Here is a 1,175-nt window from a genome sequence, read left to right on the forward strand (position 1 = left end):
TTCCGACACCCGCAGGTCGGTGCGGCCGACGATGTCGTTGCGCGGACAAGGCGTCGGCGGCGCCCCAGATGTAGACGCCGATCAGGTTGTCGCGCAGCCGGTGTTGTTTGATCAACGCGCCGCGCGCTTCCTTGCCGAGGAAGATGCCGGCATTCTGGTCGATCAGGCTGAGACCGGAGTTGCGGATCTCCAGATGCCGCAGGGTGACGTTGGGGGCTTCCACCGTCACCGTGCTGCCGGTGCCCTGCCCGTCGATGACGGCACCCGGTTCGCCGGTCAGGGTGACCGGGGTGCGGATGGTCAGCGGGCCGGGATGCACGCCGGCAGCCAGCACCAGCGTGTCTCCGGGCGCCGCCGCCGCCAGCGCCGCCGACAGGTCGCCCGGGGGGACCGTCGCGGTGGCGGCGAGCGCCGGGGCGGTCAGCAGGGCTGTGCCGAGGACTGTCGCGGTGCGGAGACGCATGGGAGGAGTCCATCGTGGGGGGATCCCCTCTCCCCAGGGGGGAGAGGGGGATAAAGCGGGGTGAAAACCGATCAGGTGGAAGACGGCTCGACGATCATGCGGCCGGCCATTTCCATATGCAGGGCATGGCAGAACCACTGGCAGTAGTACCAATGCACGCCCGGACGGTCGGCGGTGAAGGTGACCGAGGCAGTCGCCTGCGGCCCGACTTCCATGCACACACCATGGTTGGTGATGCTGAAGCCGTGGGTCAGGTCGTCGATGTCGTCCATGTTGGTGACATAGACGGTGACCTCGTCGCCTTGGCGGACCGTGAACTCCTCCAGCCCGAAGGCCGGGGCGCGCTGCCACATGTAGACGCGGACCTTCTTGCCGTCGCGGATGACCTTGGCGTCGTCCTCCAGCACGACGCCGTCCTTCTTGGCCTGCTGGCGCGCCTCTTCCCACATCGGGTCGTTGCGGTCGTAGACCGAGCGCGGGTTCACCTTGGAGCGGTGGACGATCAGCGTGTCGTGCGGCTCGGCGAAGGTGGGGCCGTCATGCACCAGCTTCATCTCGTCGCCGGAGATGTCGATCAGCTGGTCGTTCTCCGGCTTCAGCGGGCCGACGTTGAGGAAGCGGTCCTTGGAGAACTTGTTCAGCGAGACCAGCCACTTGCCGTCGGCTTCCTTGGTCTCGCCCATCGAGGTGTGGTTGTGGCCCCGCCTGGTAC

The 1,175-nt window shown here is 67.2% G+C and carries 2 pseudogenes; both read right to left on the reverse strand.

Going from position 1 to position 1,175, the window contains the following annotated elements:
- A pseudogene (locus I71_RS16315) lies at positions 1-463 on the reverse strand (nitrous oxide reductase family maturation protein NosD); the annotation flags it as partial.
- 71 nt (positions 464-534) lie between these two features.
- Positions 535-1,175 (reverse strand): annotated as a pseudogene (locus I71_RS16320) (TAT-dependent nitrous-oxide reductase); the annotation flags it as partial.

The organism is Azospirillum sp. B506 (genome assembly GCF_000333595.1).
Classification (GTDB): domain Bacteria; phylum Pseudomonadota; class Alphaproteobacteria; order Azospirillales; family Azospirillaceae; genus Azospirillum.